This window comes from Actinoalloteichus hymeniacidonis, assembly GCF_014203365.1.
Lineage (GTDB): Bacteria > Actinomycetota > Actinomycetes > Mycobacteriales > Pseudonocardiaceae > Actinoalloteichus_A > Actinoalloteichus_A hymeniacidonis.
Genome location: NZ_JACHIS010000001.1, coordinates 3,769,607 through 3,786,213 on the forward strand (window position 1 = coordinate 3,769,607; position 16,607 = coordinate 3,786,213).

16 protein-coding genes are annotated in these 16,607 nt (G+C 67.5%); 8 read left to right on the forward strand and 8 right to left on the reverse strand.

The window, feature by feature from the left end:
- The first annotated feature begins 40 nt into the window (after nucleotides 1-40).
- Nucleotides 41-1,048, forward strand: a complete 1,008-nt coding sequence (locus tag BKA25_RS15435; protein WP_236750716.1) for a COX15/CtaA family protein — start codon at nucleotides 41-43, stop codon at nucleotides 1,046-1,048.
- Between the two features lie 31 nt (nucleotides 1,049-1,079).
- Here the strand turns inward: BKA25_RS15435 and BKA25_RS15440 are convergent, their stop codons facing one another.
- The 3 genes from BKA25_RS15440 to BKA25_RS15450 all read right to left on the reverse strand — a co-directional run bounded on the left by BKA25_RS15440 (nucleotide 1,080) and on the right by BKA25_RS15450 (nucleotide 2,954).
- Entirely contained in the window at nucleotides 1,080-1,562 is a 483-nt protein-coding gene (locus tag BKA25_RS15440) for a GbsR/MarR family transcriptional regulator (protein WP_069848830.1), read from the reverse strand.
- 190 nt (nucleotides 1,563-1,752) lie between these two features.
- Nucleotides 1,753-2,643 (reverse strand): ATP-grasp domain-containing protein, encoded by an 891-nt coding sequence (locus BKA25_RS15445; protein WP_069848829.1) that lies wholly within the window; start codon nucleotides 2,641-2,643, stop codon nucleotides 1,753-1,755.
- A complete protein-coding gene (locus BKA25_RS15450) occupies nucleotides 2,640-2,954 on the reverse strand; it encodes a hypothetical protein (protein ID WP_069848827.1) in 315 nt (104 codons plus the stop codon). The genes BKA25_RS15445 and BKA25_RS15450 overlap by 4 nt, the downstream gene beginning before the upstream one ends.
- A 194-nt stretch (nucleotides 2,955-3,148) precedes the next feature.
- Between BKA25_RS15450 and BKA25_RS15455 the strand changes: the two genes are divergently transcribed.
- The 7 genes from BKA25_RS15455 to BKA25_RS15485 all read left to right on the forward strand — a co-directional run bounded on the left by BKA25_RS15455 (nucleotide 3,149) and on the right by BKA25_RS15485 (nucleotide 10,084).
- Complete coding sequence (locus tag BKA25_RS15455) at nucleotides 3,149-4,264, forward strand: sensor histidine kinase (RefSeq protein WP_069848825.1); 1,116 nt, start codon at nucleotides 3,149-3,151, stop codon at nucleotides 4,262-4,264.
- The gene (locus BKA25_RS15460) at nucleotides 4,261-4,917 is read left to right on the forward strand and encodes a response regulator (protein WP_069848824.1); all 657 of its coding nucleotides are present in this window, start codon (nucleotides 4,261-4,263) and stop codon (nucleotides 4,915-4,917) included. Before BKA25_RS15455 ends, BKA25_RS15460 begins: the two co-directional genes overlap by 4 nt.
- Before the next feature lie 92 nt (nucleotides 4,918-5,009).
- On the forward strand, nucleotides 5,010-5,723 hold the full coding sequence (locus tag BKA25_RS15465; protein WP_069848822.1) for an ABC transporter ATP-binding protein: 714 nt from the start codon (nucleotides 5,010-5,012) through the stop codon (nucleotides 5,721-5,723).
- Between the two features lie 5 nt (nucleotides 5,724-5,728).
- Nucleotides 5,729-6,520: a hypothetical protein gene (locus tag BKA25_RS15470; protein ID WP_069853585.1), complete on the forward strand. Its 792-nt coding sequence runs from the start codon at nucleotides 5,729-5,731 to the stop codon at nucleotides 6,518-6,520.
- Complete coding sequence (locus BKA25_RS15475; protein ID WP_069848820.1) at nucleotides 6,520-7,275, forward strand: ABC transporter; 756 nt, start codon at nucleotides 6,520-6,522, stop codon at nucleotides 7,273-7,275. The genes BKA25_RS15470 and BKA25_RS15475 overlap by 1 nt, the downstream gene beginning before the upstream one ends.
- 63 nt (nucleotides 7,276-7,338) lie before the next feature.
- A complete protein-coding gene (locus tag BKA25_RS15480) occupies nucleotides 7,339-8,973 on the forward strand; it encodes a DUF885 domain-containing protein (RefSeq protein ID WP_069848818.1) in 1,635 nt (544 codons plus the stop codon).
- Between the two features lie 142 nt (nucleotides 8,974-9,115).
- Nucleotides 9,116-10,084 carry a quinone oxidoreductase family protein gene (locus BKA25_RS15485; RefSeq protein WP_069848816.1) on the forward strand — a complete coding sequence of 323 codons (969 nt, stop codon included), beginning with the start codon at nucleotides 9,116-9,118 and terminating at the stop codon, nucleotides 10,082-10,084.
- 99 nt (nucleotides 10,085-10,183) lie between these two features.
- Here BKA25_RS15485 and BKA25_RS15490 read toward each other — a convergent pair whose 3' ends face one another.
- The 5 genes from BKA25_RS15490 to BKA25_RS15510 all read right to left on the reverse strand — a co-directional run bounded on the left by BKA25_RS15490 (nucleotide 10,184) and on the right by BKA25_RS15510 (nucleotide 16,118).
- Entirely contained in the window at nucleotides 10,184-10,759 is a 576-nt protein-coding gene (locus tag BKA25_RS15490; protein ID WP_157421042.1) for an FKBP-type peptidyl-prolyl cis-trans isomerase, read from the reverse strand.
- Nucleotides 10,760-11,702: 943 nt separating this feature from the next.
- Complete coding sequence (locus tag BKA25_RS15495; RefSeq protein WP_069848813.1) at nucleotides 11,703-12,383, reverse strand: TlpA family protein disulfide reductase; 681 nt, start codon at nucleotides 12,381-12,383, stop codon at nucleotides 11,703-11,705.
- Nucleotides 12,362-12,643 carry a hypothetical protein gene (locus tag BKA25_RS15500; RefSeq protein WP_157421041.1) on the reverse strand — a complete coding sequence of 94 codons (282 nt, stop codon included), beginning with the start codon at nucleotides 12,641-12,643 and terminating at the stop codon, nucleotides 12,362-12,364. Before BKA25_RS15500 ends, BKA25_RS15495 begins: the two co-directional genes overlap by 22 nt.
- Before the next feature lie 200 nt (nucleotides 12,644-12,843).
- Complete coding sequence (locus BKA25_RS15505) at nucleotides 12,844-14,853, reverse strand: M6 family metalloprotease domain-containing protein (RefSeq protein ID WP_172803779.1); 2,010 nt, start codon at nucleotides 14,851-14,853, stop codon at nucleotides 12,844-12,846.
- 308 nt (nucleotides 14,854-15,161) lie between these two features.
- Complete coding sequence (locus BKA25_RS15510) at nucleotides 15,162-16,118, reverse strand: heme o synthase (RefSeq protein ID WP_069848809.1); 957 nt, start codon at nucleotides 16,116-16,118, stop codon at nucleotides 15,162-15,164.
- Nucleotides 16,119-16,607 lie beyond the last annotated feature (489 nt).

The window sequence follows — 16,607 nt, forward strand, 5'->3', positions numbered from 1 at the left end:
GCCTGTTCGCCCGATTCGGCCGGGTCATACGATGCGTACCGTGCCTGCGCAAGACGCCTTCTCCCGCCTGACCGATCGGCTTCCCGATGTCGGAGCGCGGGTGATCCGGTGGCTGCTCGTGATCAACCTGATCTGCCAGACGGTCATCGCGGTGACCGGCTCGGTCGTCCGGGTAACCGGGTCCGGTCTGGGTTGTGACACCTGGCCGAACTGTCACCCCGGCACTCTCGTGCCGGTGGCACACCCCGAATTGGACGCGATCACCCAGTGGATCGAGTTCGGCAATCGACTGCTGTCGGTCGGCATCGGCCTGGTCGCGTTGCTGTGTGTGCTGGCGGTGCTGGGGCATCGCCCCCGCAGGACTCGGCTGGCTCGACTCACCATCGTGACGCTCGGTGGAACGCTGTTGCAGGGTCTGATCGGCGGCATCACCGTGCTGATGGACCTGCGGTGGTGGACCGTGGCGGTGCATCTGCTGGTCTCGATGAGCCTGGTGTGGACGGCGATGCTGGCCCTGCGTGCCAGCGGCGAGGGCGATCGGGAGCCTCGTCCGCTGGTCCCCGCCCCGATCCGGCAGCTCGTCGCCACCGCCAACGGTGTGCTCGGGGCCCTGCTGGTGGCAGGCACGCTGGTCACCGCCGCTGGTCCGCACGCAGGCGATGCGGCGACGCCCCGGCTCAATCTGCCGATCGATGTCCTTGCGCAGCTGCACGCCGAGCTGCTGTTCCTCTTCCTCGGCCTGCTGATCGCGCTGAGCTTCGCGTTCCGCGCGGTCTCGGCTCCACCGAGGGTGTGGCGGGGCTATTGGTGGCTGTTGGGCGTGGTCGTGGCGCAGGGCGCCATCGGCATGGTCCAGTACTGGACCGGAGTGCCGGAAGTACTGGTGACACTGCACGTCCTCGGCGCGGCGCTCGTGGTGGTGGCCGCCGCCTGGCTGTGGACCACGCTGCGTGATCGAGGCTCGGTCCCCACCGCCTTCGACCCGACCAAGACCAATGCGATCGCCGATTCGGCGGGTCGACGCGGCGAGTTCGCTTCGTCCAAGTGACCACGGGTGATTCGTTCGCGGGCAGGACGACTCAGCGTCGAGTGTTGCGACGTTGTTCTTCCCAGCGGGTCCACAATTCCGGCAGCTGGTCGGTCAGCCAGTCGTAGAACTCGGTGACCTCACGCAGCCGCGCGGCACGCTGCGAATCCCCGGACAACAATCGCAGGCCTTCCTTGGTGAGGTCTCTGGCCCGCGATACCCGATCGAACCGGTCCTGCACGAACCCGGGCCAGCGCTGCTCCTCGAGTCGGTACAGGGCGGCTTCCCTACCGCGCCGGGTGGTCTTGCTGACCAGTCCGGCCCGCGCAAGCAGGCGGATATTGGTGCTGACCGATCCGCTGCTGGCGTCCACGGCTGCGGCCAGTTCGGCGGCCGTGCGCTCCGGTGGATCACAGATCAGCAGGTAGCCGAGGATGCGGCCTGCGATCAACGGCATCCCCTCTTCGACGTAGAAGGCGGCTACCCGCTCGATCCAGTTCGCCGCCGGAGTGGAGTATGTCCCGCGCTCGGTCATCGGCTACTTCCCCAGACTAGGTTCATTCGACACTGAAGCAACCGTAGTTCCTGAATGATCAATAGACAAGACGTCGCCTGCAGCGCACGGCGTCCGGCCGGGTCGGTAGTGCCAAAATGATGAAGGCCGAGCAGCACGACAGACCACGAGGTGCGAACGGCGGCCGAAGCCCGCCCGACGAACCGTCCGGTCAGTTCGCCCGGAGCCTGGTCTGCACGGCGTCGACGAACCGCTGGATCGCCGAGGGCTCGGTGCGACCGAAGCCCAACAACGGCTCGCTCAGCTCCAGTTCCAGCAGCAGCGGGGCGCCCGTGTCGTCGGCGATGAGGTCGACCCGCGCGTACAGCAACTCGGCAGGCCGCAGCCCGAGCTGAGCTGCCGCCGTCTTCAGCGCGTGCTCGGCCACCGCCCGATAGTCGGCACTCGCCTGCGCGGGCCGCACCACCTCGGCGTCGGCCAAGTCCGTCTGGGTGCGGGCGGGCCGCCCGTCCAGCAAGGCGGGCTTGGCGAAGGCGTGCGAGAAGCGACCGGCGAAGAAGACCAGGGCCCGCTCCCCGACGGTGTCCACGCTGGACTGATAGGGCTGTACCAAGGCCGCCGATCCGGCGTTGTGCAGCGCGGTGAGATGCGCGACGGCGTGGTCGCGCCGTTCCCGGGCGAAGCGTCCGACACCGACGGATCCCGCGCCGACAGTGGGTTTGACCACCACCTCGGCCCACTCCGCAGGCCACGCCGCCGGTTCACCGGGCGCGATGATGGTACTGGGCACCACCGCGACGCCCGCGCTGCTCAACTGCGTCAGATAGCGCTTGTCGGTGTTCCACCGGACGACGGATGCCGGATTGGCCAGCCGGGGAACCGAATCGCACCAGCGCAGGAACTCGTCGAGCCGCTCGAAGTAGTCCCATGGCGACCGCAGCACCACCAGATCGGCGGCGGCGAAATCGACGGCCGGGTCATCCCAGCGACTCCATTCGGCGGCGACACCCGCCTCCCCGAGTGCGCGAACCAGGCCCGCGTCGTCGGAGTAACCACCGGGAAGGTCTGCGCAGGTGACGAGCAGGATTCGCGGCGAACTCATCGGACCCGCAGACCCGCCATCCGCCTGCGGTGCGCGGGACCGATGGTCAGGGCAGCCGTGGTGTCCCGGTCCTCCCAATCGGACTTCGTGAGCCCCTCGACCCGGTCGCACAGCGCCTCGCCGATGGCGACGTCGTCGACCACGATGTCACCGAGCGCGCCGTCGGCACCGACCAACGTGACCCTGGCGCCGCGACGTCCGAGGTGCGCGACCACGGCGCGGGCGTTCTTTCCATGCGCAGCGAGGAACCGCTGGGCAGCAGCCACGGCGGCGGGCGGGACGACAGGCTCCGGTGACGACTGCTCAGACATACGTCCGAGCCTAGGTGTCCCGGCCGGTCGCAGCAGGCGATTTGATCCGTATCACAACCGGACCGAGCGGTTTCGCAGATCGGTGTGCACCGGACTCCCGTCGCGCGAGGCGACCGGGAAAGGCGCGGACCACGGGTTCAGCGGAGCGGAGTCGGCCCCGCGACGACAGTGAGATCCGTGATCGAATAATCCGTATGACCGGTTTAGCGGTGCAGGCTCCCGATAGGGGCTCGGTGCTCTCGTGGGGAGTCGACATCGGAGCCGCCGCCGCGCTCGTGGTGGCGTTCTGGCTCCGACCCATGATCGATCTCACGGAACCCAGGATCGTCCTGGCTGGGGTTTGTTCGGCCGCCGGGGTGGCGGTGGCGGTGGTCCTACGGTGGCGACTGCCCGCGATCGCGCCCGCCGTCGCGCTGGTGGCCACCGGTATCGGCTGGGTACTGGAGGCGAGCACCGACCCCCTGCTGGGCGTGGCCTGGAGTCTCTATCCGCTTGCCGTACGCAGTGCGGTCCGGGCACGGCTGCTCGGCGTCGCTGCGGTGGTGACGCTGATCGCGGTCTCGGTGAGCTATGGAGGCGAGCCCTCGGGCGGTTTCGATCAGCGCATCGTGCTGGCGGGCGCCGCGATCGGCATCGCGTGGTTGCTCGGTCATACCGAGGCTCGCCGTCAGGAGGCCACCCGGGAGGCGGTGCGCCAGGAAGCCGAGGCGGAACAGGCCCGGCGGCAGAATGCGATGGCGCGCGAGGTTCACGACGTCGTCGGCCACGCATTGAGCGTGATCAGCGCGGAAGCGGACGTCGCCAGAAGCCTGCCGGATCTCCGGGAGGCCGACCTTCGATCGAGCCTCGCCGACATCGAACACCGAGCGCGCAGCGCGTTGGAAGAGGTACAGGGTCTGGTCCGCGCGCTGCGCACCGGTGAGAGCAGCACGCAGGCGGCCGTGATCCTGCCGCAGCTGGTGGCCGCCGCGCGGGCGAGTGGGCTGGAGGTGGCCCAGCACATCGAGGTGACGGCCGCTTCCCACCAGACGGATCTGGTGGTGGTCCGCGTGGTGCAGGAGGCGGTGAGCAACGTGATCCGGCATGCGGGCGCCCGCTGGTGCGAGGTATCCGTCTCGCCGGAAGACGGCGCGGTCGTGGTCCGTATCGACGATGACGGCTCCGGGCTGCCCGACGACTGGCGGCCCGGGACGGGGTTGATCGGAATGCGGGAACGGGTCGAGGGGCTCGGCGGTTCCCTCACCGTGACGAATCGGCTCGCGGGCGGGACGCGGGTGCTGGCGAGGGTTCCCGTGGCGGCCGTCTCGTGAGCGAGCAGATCAGGGTGCTCCTGGTCGACGACGACCCGGATTTCCGGCGGGTCTACCGGCGGTTGTTCGAGGGCAGTACCGGGTTCCGAGTCAGCGGTGAGGCAGGCACCGGTGCGGAAGCGCTGCGGATGCTGTCCGCCTTGCGTCCGGATGTGGCGCTGGTCGACGTGCAGATGCCCGGCGGCTCCGGATTGGACGTGGTGCGCGGGGCTGCTGAGCTGGGCACCAGGATCATCATGCTGACGACCTTCGACCTGGACGACTACGTCACCGAGGCGCTGCACGGCGGCGCAGCGGGATTCCTGTTGAAGAACGCCTCCTCGCCCGAGGTGCTGGCTGCGGTGCGCGCCGTGCATGCGGGCCACAGTTCGCTCGCCCCCGAGATCACCGCGCGCCTGGTCGACCGGTTCAGCGGCAGGCCACGTCCGAGGCCGCACCCCTTCGTCAAGGTCAGGCTGAGCGAGCGTGAATTGCAGTTGGTCAGGTTGATCGCGCGGGGGAGATCGAATCGGCGCATCGCCGAGGAGCTGTTCCTGAGTGCCGAGACGGTCAAGACCTATGTGAAGCGGCTGTTCACGAAGCTCGACGTGACCGATCGAACCCAGCTCGCCGTGCTCGCCCATGAGGCGGGTCTGTTGCACGAGCCCCGCTGAGGTGTCCACTTTCGGGGGTCACAACCCGATGCGATGAAACGTCACGGTGGCAGGGAACAACTTCCCGGTTCCAGTGTGAGGAGCAGCACCGCATGATCGAAGTCAACGACGTCACCAAGAGATACGGGGCGAAGACGGCGGTCGATGGGGTGAGCTTCGCCGCCGAACCCGGCCGGGTGACCGGATTCCTCGGGCCGAACGGCGCGGGCAAGTCCAGTACGTTGCGCATCCTCCTCGGCCTCGACCGAGCGACATCGGGAACCGCGCTGATCGACGGGGAGCCCTATGCCTCGTTGCGGCAGCCGTTGCGCACGGTCGGGGCCATGGTGGACGGAGCTTCCGCGATTCCGGAACGTCGTGGCATCGATCACCTGCGCTGGATCGCCCAGTCCAACCGCATCCCCGCGCAGCGCATCGGTGAGGTGTTGGAAACGGTCGGACTCACCGACGCGGCGAAGGTACGGGTGAAGAAGTACTCGCTGGGGATGAAACAGCGGCTGGGGCTCGCGGTCGCACTCCTGGGTGAGCCGCGCATCCTCGTGCTCGATGAACCGGTCAACGGCCTGGACCCGGAGGGCATCCGCACCATTCGCACCTTCCTGCGCGGCTACGCCGAGCGGGGCAACACCGTTCTGTTGTCCAGCCACCTCATGGGTGAGACCGCCGAGACGGTCGATGACATCGTGATCATCGACAAGGGCCGCGTCATCGCCACCGGCACCCTGACCGAGATCACCGAGGGACACGCCTCGCTCGAAGCGGCGTTCTTCTCGTTGACCGGCAGCACGCCCGGCGGGAGCTGGTGATCGCCATGCTCGGCATCATTCGATCCGAACTGACGAAAATCCTGACACTGCCCAGCGTGTGGATCACCGCAGGCGTCATCCTGGCGGTGAACCTCTTCTTCCAGTACCAGAGCATCGGGTTCAACATCGAAACGGTCGCGAACATAGGGCCGGACGGATTGGTCGAGGTGCGCGGGCAGCTCGAATCCGCGGAGACCGTGCTTCGCCAGGCACTCGAAGCCAGCCTTTTCAGCCCCAGCATTCTTCTGTGCGTGCTGGGCGCGGTCATCGCAGGCGCCGAGTTCCGCACCGGACAACTCGGTCTGAGCCTGGTCGCCGTGCCCGGTCGGGTCCGACTCGTGCTGGGCAAGATCATCGCCACGACGGTCTACGCGCTCGGCTTCGGCCTGTTCTGCATCGCCCTGGCTGCCGCGTTCCTGTATGTCGCCGCCCGGGACTGGAATCCCGGCATCCTGTGGAGCCTGGAGCTGCTGGCGGGCGAAGCCAGGATCCTGCTGTTCATGGTCACGTTCACGCTGATCCCGCTCGCGATCACGCTCATCACCCGCCGGACGCTGAGCGGGATCATCGTGGCGATGGTCCTGGTCATGCTGACCATGGCCCAGGTCGTCGCGGTCGTCTCGCCTGCGGTGGACGCGTTCCTACCGGTGAGTGCGGCACGGAACTTGCTGTTGCAGGGGACGGACAATCCCGTTCCCCTGACCGGTAGCGCCGGACACGGTGCGATGGTCCTGATCGGATGGACGGTACTGACCTGCATCGCATCGGTACTGATCATCAGGCGGAGGGACGCCTGATGAGCGTGCTGCTTCCGCCGCCGGTGATCCGGCTGCGAGATGTCATCGCCTCGGAGATCACCAAGATCACCACCGACCCGGTCACCGTCCTCATGCTCACGGTCACCATGACGGCGAATCTGCTCCTCGCGGGCATCGAGGCATCGGGCGTCACCTTCTACACCGGAGGCGCAGGCGAACAGCCTGCCTCGTTGTCCTCCTTCGGTGTCGTCATGTTCGCTCCGGTCTACGCATTCCTCGTCCTCCCGGTGCACGCCGCAGCAGGCGAGTACCTCGGCGGGCAACTCCGGGTGAGCCTCACCGCGACGCCCGACCGGCGCACCCTCGTGGTGGCCAAGTCGGTGGCGATGGTGGCGGTGGTGTCGGTCGCCGCGATCATCGCGCTCGCCCCCGCACGACTGGTCATCGGCATCTCGGACGGGGTGGGGCCACCCGCTCTCCTGGCCGACCTCGGTGCCTGGGTCGCCGCGTACCTGGCCATGTCGGTGATCGCCTTCGGGCTCGCCGGGCTACTACGCGGTGTGGTGGCACCTCTGGCGATCCTGATCGCCTCGCCCATGGTCGTCGCCACCGGCATCCTGCAATGGCCCGCCGGACTCCGATTCCTTCCCGACCAGGCAGGCATGAGCCTGCTCGGAACCCCCGCCTACGAGATCACCGCGATCCCGATCGGAATGGCGGCCCTCGCCCTCGCGGCGTGGGCATCGGTGTCCATCGCCGTGTATGCGCTCACCCTGCTCCGCCGGGACGCCTGACCCCACGGATTGACGGGCCGACAACCGTACCGTTAGCAAGGCGAACTGATTTAAAGTCGTCTGATGACCGCGCACTCCGAGCTGACACTGACCGCGCTGGTCGAGGACTACCTCGGCTGGTACTACGACCGACATCCCGTGCACGCCGCGACGCTGGGCTCCCCGGCCCACCAGAACACCCTGGGAGACTTCTCCGCCACGGCTCTGACCTCGGTCGAGACCGAGGGCACGGCCTGGCTGCGCCGATTCGAGGCAACCGCTTCCGGCGGGCTGTCCGTCGACGATGCGGTGGACCGGGGCCTAGTGATCGCCACGCTGCGCGGCGCCGCGATCAACGCCGAGTGGCCGTTGTGGCGTCGCGATCCCTCGGTCTACACCGGCCCGATCTTCAGCGCGCTGTTCATCCCGTTCCTGCGCGGCGGCGCCCCGGAGGCGGAGCTGGTCGCCGCCGCCCGCCACAAGCTGGCCGAAGTGCCTGCCGTGCTGGCGGCGTGCCGGGCCAACCTCGATCCCGAGCTGTCGGCGCCGCTGTTGGTGCGGCGTGCCCTGGAGCAGGCGCGGACCGGCCGGTCCTTCCTCACCGAGTCCTTACCCGCGATGGTCGCCGACCCCACCCTGCGGGCACAGCTCGCCGAGGCCGCCGAGCCTGCCGCCGAGGCCTTCGACGCGGTGGTGGCGTTCCTCACCGACTTCGCCGAGCGAGCCAGGGGCGACTGGCGGTTGGGCGAGAAGGGCTACTCCGCCCTGTTGCTGGACAAGGAATTACTCGGTTACGACACGGCGGAGCTGCACCGTCGCGGGCTGGCCGCGCACGCCGCCTTGGAGACCGAGATGCGGGAGGTCGCCCAGCGCGTGCCCGGCGGCTCCGCCGACTGGCGCGCGGTGATGGAGCGCCTCCAGGACGACTACCCGCCCACCCTGGAGGCGATGCGGTCGGAGTACGCCGCCGAGACCGAGCGAGCCCGGCGCTTCCTGATCGAGCACGAGCTGGTGTCCTTCGCCGAAGGCGAGCGTTGCGAGGTCGTGCCCTCCCCCGCGTACCAACGACCGATCCTGTCGGTGGCCTCCTACATGGCCCCTCCCCCGCTGACCGCCTCCCGACTCGGCCACTTCTTCGTCCCGTTCACGCCGGACGACTTCACCGAGGAACAGGTCCGGCAGCGGCTACAGACCAACGCCCGCGCGCAGATGCCGACCATCGCGGTGCACGAGGCCTACCCGGGCCACCACTGGCACCTGTCCTGGGCCGCAGCCAATCCGCGTGGACTCCGCAAGACCTTCCGCACCCCGTACTTCAGTGAGGGCTGGGCGCTCTACGTCGAGACGCTGATGCGGGAACAGGGTTACTTCGCCGACCCCGCCCACGAACTCGGGCACCTGGAAGCCCGGCTGTTCCGCGCAGCCCGCATCGTGGTGGACACCGCGCTGCACACCGGAGAGATGGAGATCGCCGAGGCCGAGGAGTTCATGGCCACCAAGGCATCGCTGACGCCCGGCACGGCCAAGGGCGAGGTCCGGCGGTACTGCGCGTGGCCGACCCAGGCGCCCTCCTACCTGACCGGCTGTCTGGAGATCGAGTCGATCCGGGCCGATTACCTGGCGGCCGGACGTGGCTCGTTGCGGACCTTCCACGACACCATCGCGGGCTCCGGCGCGCTGCCGCTGGGACTGGCTCGGCGGGTTGCGCTCGAAGGCTGAAGCGGACAGGTCCGAATGGCGGGCGGGTCCATGAGGGGCTCGCGCGCCGCAGGCGACCGGAGTTGGATGGGCCGGGCGGATGATCGACGTCGGCCCGACCCGTCGAATCGGGTCTGCGGAGGCACAACGAAAGGGAGTACCCATGCGGGCGATCGAGGTTGCGGCGCCGGGTGGACCGGAGGCCATGGTCTCCGTCGAACTCGCCGACCCCACGCCGGGGCCGGGCGAAGTGGTGGTGGCCAGTGTCGCCGCCGGAGTCAACTTCATCGACACCTACCAGCGCTCGGGCGTCTACCCGGTGTCCTACCCCTTCGTGCCCGGGCAGGAAGGCGCGGGCCGGGTCATCGAAGTAGGTGATGGGGTCACCGACTTCGCGGTCGGCGACCGGGTCGCCTGGGGCCACGGTGCTCGGGGATACGCAGAGAAGGTCGTCGTCGCCACCGGCAATCTGGTGGCGCTGCCGGACTCGATCGAGGAGCGCACGGCAGCCGCCCTGATGTTGCAAGGGCTGACCGCGCACTACCTCGCGGTGTCCACCCATCCCATCACCGCAGGCGAGACCGTGCTGATCCACGCGGCGGCGGGCGGCCTGGGGTTGCTGCTGACGCAGCTGGCGGCGGCACGGGGCGCTCGGGTGATCGCCACGGTGTCCACCGCCGAGAAAGAGGCGCTGGCCAGGGAAGCAGGCGCGGCCGAGGTGGTGCGCTACACCGAGGTCGACTTCGTCCCGGCGGTGCGCGAACTGACCGAGGGCGTCGGAGTGGACGTGGTCTACGACAGCGTCGGCAAGGACACCTTCGACGGCGGCCTGCAGGTATTGCGGCGGCGCGGCCTGATGGTGCTGCTCGGCGGATCCAGCGGCCAGGTCCCGCCGTTCGATCTACAGCGGTTGAACTCCTCGGGTGGCCTCTTCGTCACCCGCCCGTCCCTGGCCCACTACCTGGCGGAGCCGGGTGAGCTGGCCTGGCGCGCAGGCGAGCTGTTCGAGGCGGTCGCGTCGGGAACGTTGTCGGTGCGCATCGGCGGCGAGTATCCGCTGGCCGAGGCGGCGGCGGCGCATTCCGCGCTGGAAAGCCGGGCGACCACGGGGAAACTGCTGCTGGTGCCCTGAGTCGACGGTCGTCCTCGATTCGTCACCGGAGGCAGCGACGGACGCGGGCCTCGTCTTCCCGAGTAGGAAGACGAGGCCCGTCGTATCGGTGCAGAGGTCCTAGGCGGCGGGACCGGTCTCCACGACGTCGACGATGAAGATCAACGTCTCACCGGCCAATTGCTGCCCACTCCCCGCAGGGCCGTAGGCCAGCTCCGGCGGGACGATCAGCGCGTTACGGCTGCCCGTTTCGAGTCCGACAAGCCCTTGGTTCCAGCCATCGATGACACCGGCCTGACCGACGTTCTCCACCAGAATCGGCTCGTCCCGTTCGAACGAGGAGTCGGCGATCTGCCCGGTGGACCACACGGTGAGTTGGTAGTCCATCATCGCGATGTCGCCCTCGGCCACCGCGGGCTCCTCGCCCGGCTCGATCGGGACGACGACCAGCTCGGTGGGCGGGCCGCAATCCTCGGGAACCGTGACCTGCGGGTCCTCGCCGAATCCGCCGACGACCTCGATCTCCTCGCCGGTGCAGGGCGGCAGGTCACTGGCCGAGTCCTCCTCGGCCAGACTGGTGGTCGGCGTCTGCACGTCGTCCGTGCGTGGGGGATCGGCGGGCTCCTCCGCCGAGGTACAGGCGGCCACCATGGCCAGCGATACCAGGGACAACCCGATCGGGGCAAGTCTGCGCATGGTCACGCACTCTACTGCGGAGGGGTCAGATGCCAGGATTTGCCCATACAATCCCAGCACACACTCTCAAAAGCTGACCTTAGCGCAGAAGTCGCGCTCCGAAGGAGAGATTATTAGATTCGGAGCACGAACCTCCTGTCACAGGCTATCTCGCATCAACGCAAGCTGCCGCAACCCACGCAGTCAACATCGGCACACGCACGATCTCATACCACGCTGTATAAACTGGGCCCCCAGGTGTGCAAGTGTAACTACCACCATAGGTAAAACCCATAATGTTTCGACATTCACCCACATTAAGAGCCACTGGCGAGTCATAATTAGTGCCAGGACCAGTCCTCACCCTCACTGGGCCGTACGATCCTCCGCATGCCTGCTGTTGCATAATTTCCTGACCGTACACCTCATCAGATTCAACCGGGCTCGATGCGGACGCCTGAGAAATTGACCCAAATTGCAGGAGCACAACTGCAAAAAGGCCAATCAAGACTCTGGAAACTCTTCCAAGTAACACGGCAATCCTTCCAAACTTCCGTATTCTTACGCAACTAGCCTGACGCCCATGAACCATCAAGCGGAAGACGAAATGACCCAAACCACACCAAAGGAGTAACCCCGTCACATCCAGTAACGACCATTCGGCGGTACACCTCTGCAAGCACCGTCATATCCAGGTAAAAGTTATCCACATTCAGCTCACGCCTGACATGCTCCGCATTGAGCACACCACAAGGTCACCACGCTCCCTACCGGAACCTACCGACCTCCACCGCCAAATTGAGGCCATAATTACACCGTTGCAGTCGAAGTCAATTGTGCCTATAAGGCATATTTATCACGCATGAAAATCGCACGCAGTAATCAAAGATTATATGCCATTTCCGGGAGTCATGCAGCATCGATATACAACGAGAATCCTGGACTATTTCACCGAACGCAAGATTCATTTCCGGCGGTAGAGATCGCGCAACTGCTCATCGAGTTCCGTTGCGGCCTCGGCATCGGTGATCCCACCGGGGACACCGCGCACCAGCCCGCCGCCGCGTTCGATCACCGCGATCAGCGGAGGTTCCTCGGCCGCATAGTGCCGGGCGGCCCGTTGGTCGGTATCCAGCGCAACCGGGTAGCCGACCGCGTGCTCGACGAGGAAATCCCGCACCTCCGCAGGCTCGTCCCGACCCGCCACGCCGAGGAACGCCACCGCGTCGCCGTGGGCCGCCACCAGCTCCGACAGCCTTTGCTGTTGGTCCGCACAGCTGCCACACCAGGAACTGAAGAAGACCACCACCGTCGGTCGCTGCGTCCACAGCTCCGACAGCTCCAGCTCGGTGCCATCGAGGAGGGTCAGGTCGAGGTCGGGGGCCGTCGGCAAGCCGGGTGTCGGTTCCGAGTACTCGATGCCCTCGGCGACCGGGCCGGGCAACAGGTGCCGCCCGCCCGGCTCCGAATCCTCGGTCGGGGCGCCGGAAGTACAGCCTGCGAACAGGAAGAACAGTGCGAGCAGCCAGCCGAATCGACGCGGGGTCCACGAGCGCAGCAGAGGGTCGGCCGAATGCGAAGTCGCGCCGGATAAAGGGTCGGGAAGGTCCGTCCGTCGAAGACTCAGGGCAGACTCGCAATCCATTGGCCGTCGCCAGCCGAGGTCAACTCCACCGGCTCCCGATCCGCCACGGCAAGCCGATACGCCGAGGCGGGTGGCGCGATCACCGCCAGTGTCATCTCGCAGAAGGTCGGGCGACGCGGCACGATCTCGGGATCCAGCGCCGAATCCAGTTCGGCATCCACCGCCGATACCGCCCGCCCCGGAGACAACTCGCCCGTCGCGACCCGCCGGTCGGAGTCGTCCAACAGTTGGAAAGGCGCGGTCGCGTGCAGATCACTCATCGACGCCGTTCCGGAGCATTCGGCGCCAGGGGCCCGAAAACTGCCGTCCCGCAGCAACACTCGCACCGTCAGTTCGGCCTCGGACCCGGCAGCTCCGGGGCCGCCCGCGCAGCCCGCAACGCCACCGGGCACGAGAACGAGCGCCAGTCCGATCCCCGCCCTCCGCCACTCCGACCGACCAAACTGTCCTGGCCGATCGGTCACCGGGACAGCACCACCCGGCAGTCGGCGGTCTGCCGCTGCGTCGGGTCGCTCTCCGAGACCGCCGTCAACACGACCTCGCCGGTGCGCGCCGCGTCCTCCGCTGCGGTGGCCAGCACCGAGACCGACACCGTCTCCCCCGGCGAGCTGGTCACCAACTCGGTGGGCAGCTGGGTCGACCAGCCTTGGGCGTCGGTATCCGCGCTGAGCCGGTAGACGTCACCGCCACCCTCGACAGCGCCGAGATTGCGCAGCGGGAACGAGCACTGCGCGACACCCTGCTCCGCATGGGCGGCGCCTGTCGGGCGCAGCGACAGGCCACGACGGTGTGGTCCGTCGCCGTCCAGGGAGCGCACCGCCACCGTGTAGGACAGCACCCCATCGGCGTCGCGGTTCAGATCCAGGACATAGAAGTGCAGGCGGTTGGCCTCGTCGACGAACTCGGCCGCACTACCGGACTCGGTGCCCGCTTTGAACAGTGCGTCGGCCAGCTGCCGGGGATCACCGATCGAGACCATCGCCGGGGTGCCGTCCGGACGGTAGAAGTCCACCAGTCCGATGTCCTCGGGGTTGGCGTCCACCACCCAGATGAAGGGGGCGCGGTCGATGTCCTTGGTCTTGGCCAACAGCACGCCGCTGTCCGGGGTGAAGGAGTCGCTGCCCATTCGGTCGACGACCTCCAGGGTGTAGTTCTGGTAGCCGCCGCCGTCGCACAGCGGGTTTTGTGCCTGATCACAGGCGGGCGACTGATCGCCGTCGGGAAGCACCACGTTGATCCCGGTCACCGCGGGCCCCTCCGGCGCGACGACGCGGGCGGTCACCTCGGCGATCGCCACCCCGTCCTCGGCCAGTTCGCCCGCGTCCAGCCGCAACACCTCGGATTCGTCGATCAGGCCGAGTTGGAGTTTGTTGCGCATCATGTGCTGCGCCCCCATCGCACTGCCTGCGGTGGGCGGGATCAGCCAGCGGGTGTGGGTACCGCCGGGGCCGTTGAAGGTGCCCCGGCTCATCATGTCCCAGAGTCCGCTGTAGGAACGGATCGGTGGATCGGCGTAGGGATTGTTGTAGTTGTCGCCGATGCCCAGGATGTGGCTCAGCTCGTGGACGTACACGGCCTGACCGGAGCTTTCGGCCTGTGTCGACGAGCCGGATCGGGCGTTGGGCCAGATTCCGGCCGCCGCGCGCCAGGAGGTCCAGTCGACATACCGGGTGTCCGACCAGTTGGGCAGGCTCTCGTCCGGCGGCCCGAATTCATCGGGTACGTCCTCGCGGTCGGCGAACATCATCTCGCCGAATTCCTGCCAGGTGGAGGACTCGTCCTGGCCTGCGCTGAGGAAGAACACGAAGTCGAAGCCGTCCGCGACCTCGTCACCGACCTCGGCCCGCCACGCCGCTCCGGCGTCGGCGCGCAGATCGCGATCGCAGGAATACCCGGTGGGACAGAACTCGGGACCCTGCATGTCGATGCCGTATTCGAAGGACCGGCCGGGCAGGCGGAACGGACCGAACCCGGTGAGTTCGACGCCGAACCGGCCCCGCGAGTCCTCCATCCAGTACTCGTTGATGGTGTGGCCGTGGTTCAGCTCGCCCGGCGTGTTGAGGAAGGAGGCGTAGAAGTCGTCGACCTCATTCCTGGGGACGTCGGCGGCCAGCACATCGGGATTGCCGAACACCGTCGATCCTGCGGGTTGGGTGACCGCGAAATCCTGGTCCGGGTAATCCGCGAGGACCAGTGCACCCCGGAAGGTGTCCTCCGTCGGCACCAGCGAGGGGTCGGCCCAGTTCGTGCCGGGCACCGCCCGATAATCGGCCCAGCTCATGTCCTCCGGGTTGACCCAACTCGGCGGATCGATCGGCGCGGACGCGACCGCGAATCCGTCCGTGCCGACCGCCGAGGATTGCGCGGTGGCGGGAAGGGCGCCGATCGAGACCACCATGGCGGCTGCCACGGTCGTCACCGCCGCTCGCCGCCCGATCCGTCGTCTGATACCGGTGTGGCGTGGACGCATCGCCGACCTCCTCCGCGCCCGGCATCGCCCTCGACGCGGCGCCGAAGATGCAATCCGGGTGAGTCGGTTGCCAGGCTAGGCAGGTCAGGACGGAGATTCTGCGGCCAGACGGGGTAATCAGTCGGCCACGCTGAGTTCTTCCCTGGCATAGACCAGGAATCGTCCTCGAAGAACAGACCCCGCGATATCGACGCGAACGGGCGGTGATCCTCGATCGAGGGCTCGGCGGTCTGAGTCCCAGGAACAGCGCGGCCGACAGAGCGCTACCGCCCAGGCGGGCCGAGAGGATCGCGCTGCACCGAGCGGCTCTAGAAGGTCCAACCGAAGGCGGGCCAGCCGATCACCGAGTCGACCGCGAGCCCCACGAACAAGGCCATCAGATAGGTGTTGGAGAGGTGGAACAGCCGCATCGGCCGCACCTCGGTCCCCCGGCGCACTCCCAGATGCATCCGGTGCGCGGAGATCAGGAACCACGCCCCGGACACCACGGCCAGCACCAGGTAGATCCAGCTCGCGGCGGGCACCAGCAGCAGGGTCCAGACGACCATGACCCAACTGAACACGACGATCTGCCGCGAGACGTACTCGGCGGAGGCCACGACCGGCAGCATCGGCACCCCGGCCCGCTTGTAGTCCTCACGGAAGCGCATCGCCAGCGCCCAGGTGTGCGGGGGCGTCCAGAAGAAGATCACGCCGAACATCACCAGCGCTGGCCATTCGATCGTGCCGGTGACCGCCGACCAGCCGATCACCACGGGCATGCAGCCCGCCGCGCCGCCCCAGATGATGTTCTGCGCGGTCCGACGCTTGAGCACCATCGTGTAGACGAGGACGTAGAACAGGATGGTCGCCACCGCCAACACGGCGGCCAGCAGATTCGTGGTCGCCCAGAGGAAGGCGAAGGACCCGATACCGAGGGCCACGGCGAAGATCAGCGCGTTGCGGGTCGACACCTGGTCGCGGACCAGTGGTCGGGCGCTGGTGCGCTTCATGACCGCGTCGATGTCGGCGTCCAGAACACAGTTCAACGCATTCGCACTCGCAGCCGCCATCGTGCCGCCGATGAGAGTGGCCAACACCAGCCACAGCGACGGAACACCGCGCTGGGCGAGCAGCATCGCCGGGATCGTGGTGACGAGCAGTTGCTCGACGACTCTGGGCTTGGTGAGCGCGACATAGGCCCGCAACACCGAACCGACAGATCGAGGGGGATTCTCGCTGACGTCGGTGTTCACCGGGTGTCCCGCAGTGCTCGCCGACGACATGAGACTCCTTAGCAGCGTTGTTCCAAGCCCTGGACAACCGGGCCGCTCGAATGGTAGCCGCGCTACCTGATCGGCCCGGCCACCGGGTTCACACATGTGAGCTGAGACTCGCTCTGAGCTGGGGAAACCCGTCCGAGGCCGAAACCGGATCGACGCAGGCCGACGCACGATTCAGCGATATCGGGCGCAGCGATGCACACTGGAAGATCCGCTGAAGCGATCATCGCGACCGATCGGCCGAGACCAACCGGCACTGATCCGAGCGACGATCCGAAGATCCGCCGCGACCCGTCGGCGCGCGCACCCCTCCGGGCGCCGCGATCGTCGGCGAGGCACGCAACCCTCGGCCGCAGCTGCGGCAGATCGGACAGAAAGCTCGGTGAATCGCGTGACGAAGACCGCCCGATGCGCACGACGCGGCGCTCCTGCGTTCCGGTCCACCCGGACTAGGCTGGTCGATGGACGAAGGGTTGCGTGATTCGGGGCAGG

Bases quoted from the DNA above. Each gene is read 5' to 3' on its own strand.
- BKA25_RS15465 (WP_069848822.1), top strand. From the start codon at position 5,010: ATGATCGAAGTCAACGACGTCACCAAGAGATACGGGGCGAAGACGGCG.
- BKA25_RS15480 (WP_069848818.1), top strand. From the start codon at position 7,339: ATGACCGCGCACTCCGAGCTGACACTGACCGCGCTGGTCGAGGACTAC.
- BKA25_RS15505 (WP_172803779.1), bottom strand. From the start codon at position 14,853: ATGCGTCCACGCCACACCGGTATCAGACGACGGATCGGGCGGCGAGCG.
- BKA25_RS15500 (WP_157421041.1), bottom strand. From the start codon at position 12,643: ATGAGTGATCTGCACGCGACCGCGCCTTTCCAACTGTTGGACGACTCC.
- BKA25_RS15490 (WP_157421042.1), bottom strand. From the start codon at position 10,759: ATGCGCAGACTTGCCCCGATCGGGTTGTCCCTGGTATCGCTGGCCATG.
- BKA25_RS15445 (WP_069848829.1), bottom strand. From the start codon at position 2,643: ATGAGTTCGCCGCGAATCCTGCTCGTCACCTGCGCAGACCTTCCCGGT.
- BKA25_RS15450 (WP_069848827.1), bottom strand. From the start codon at position 2,954: ATGTCTGAGCAGTCGTCACCGGAGCCTGTCGTCCCGCCCGCCGCCGTG.
- BKA25_RS15440 (WP_069848830.1), bottom strand. From the start codon at position 1,562: ATGACCGAGCGCGGGACATACTCCACTCCGGCGGCGAACTGGATCGAG.
- BKA25_RS15470 (WP_069853585.1), top strand. From the start codon at position 5,729: ATGCTCGGCATCATTCGATCCGAACTGACGAAAATCCTGACACTGCCC.
- BKA25_RS15485 (WP_069848816.1), top strand. From the start codon at position 9,116: ATGCGGGCGATCGAGGTTGCGGCGCCGGGTGGACCGGAGGCCATGGTC.
- BKA25_RS15510 (WP_069848809.1), bottom strand. From the start codon at position 16,118: ATGTCGTCGGCGAGCACTGCGGGACACCCGGTGAACACCGACGTCAGC.
- BKA25_RS15495 (WP_069848813.1), bottom strand. From the start codon at position 12,383: ATGGATTGCGAGTCTGCCCTGAGTCTTCGACGGACGGACCTTCCCGAC.
- BKA25_RS15455 (WP_069848825.1), top strand. From the start codon at position 3,149: ATGACCGGTTTAGCGGTGCAGGCTCCCGATAGGGGCTCGGTGCTCTCG.
- BKA25_RS15475 (WP_069848820.1), top strand. From the start codon at position 6,520: ATGAGCGTGCTGCTTCCGCCGCCGGTGATCCGGCTGCGAGATGTCATC.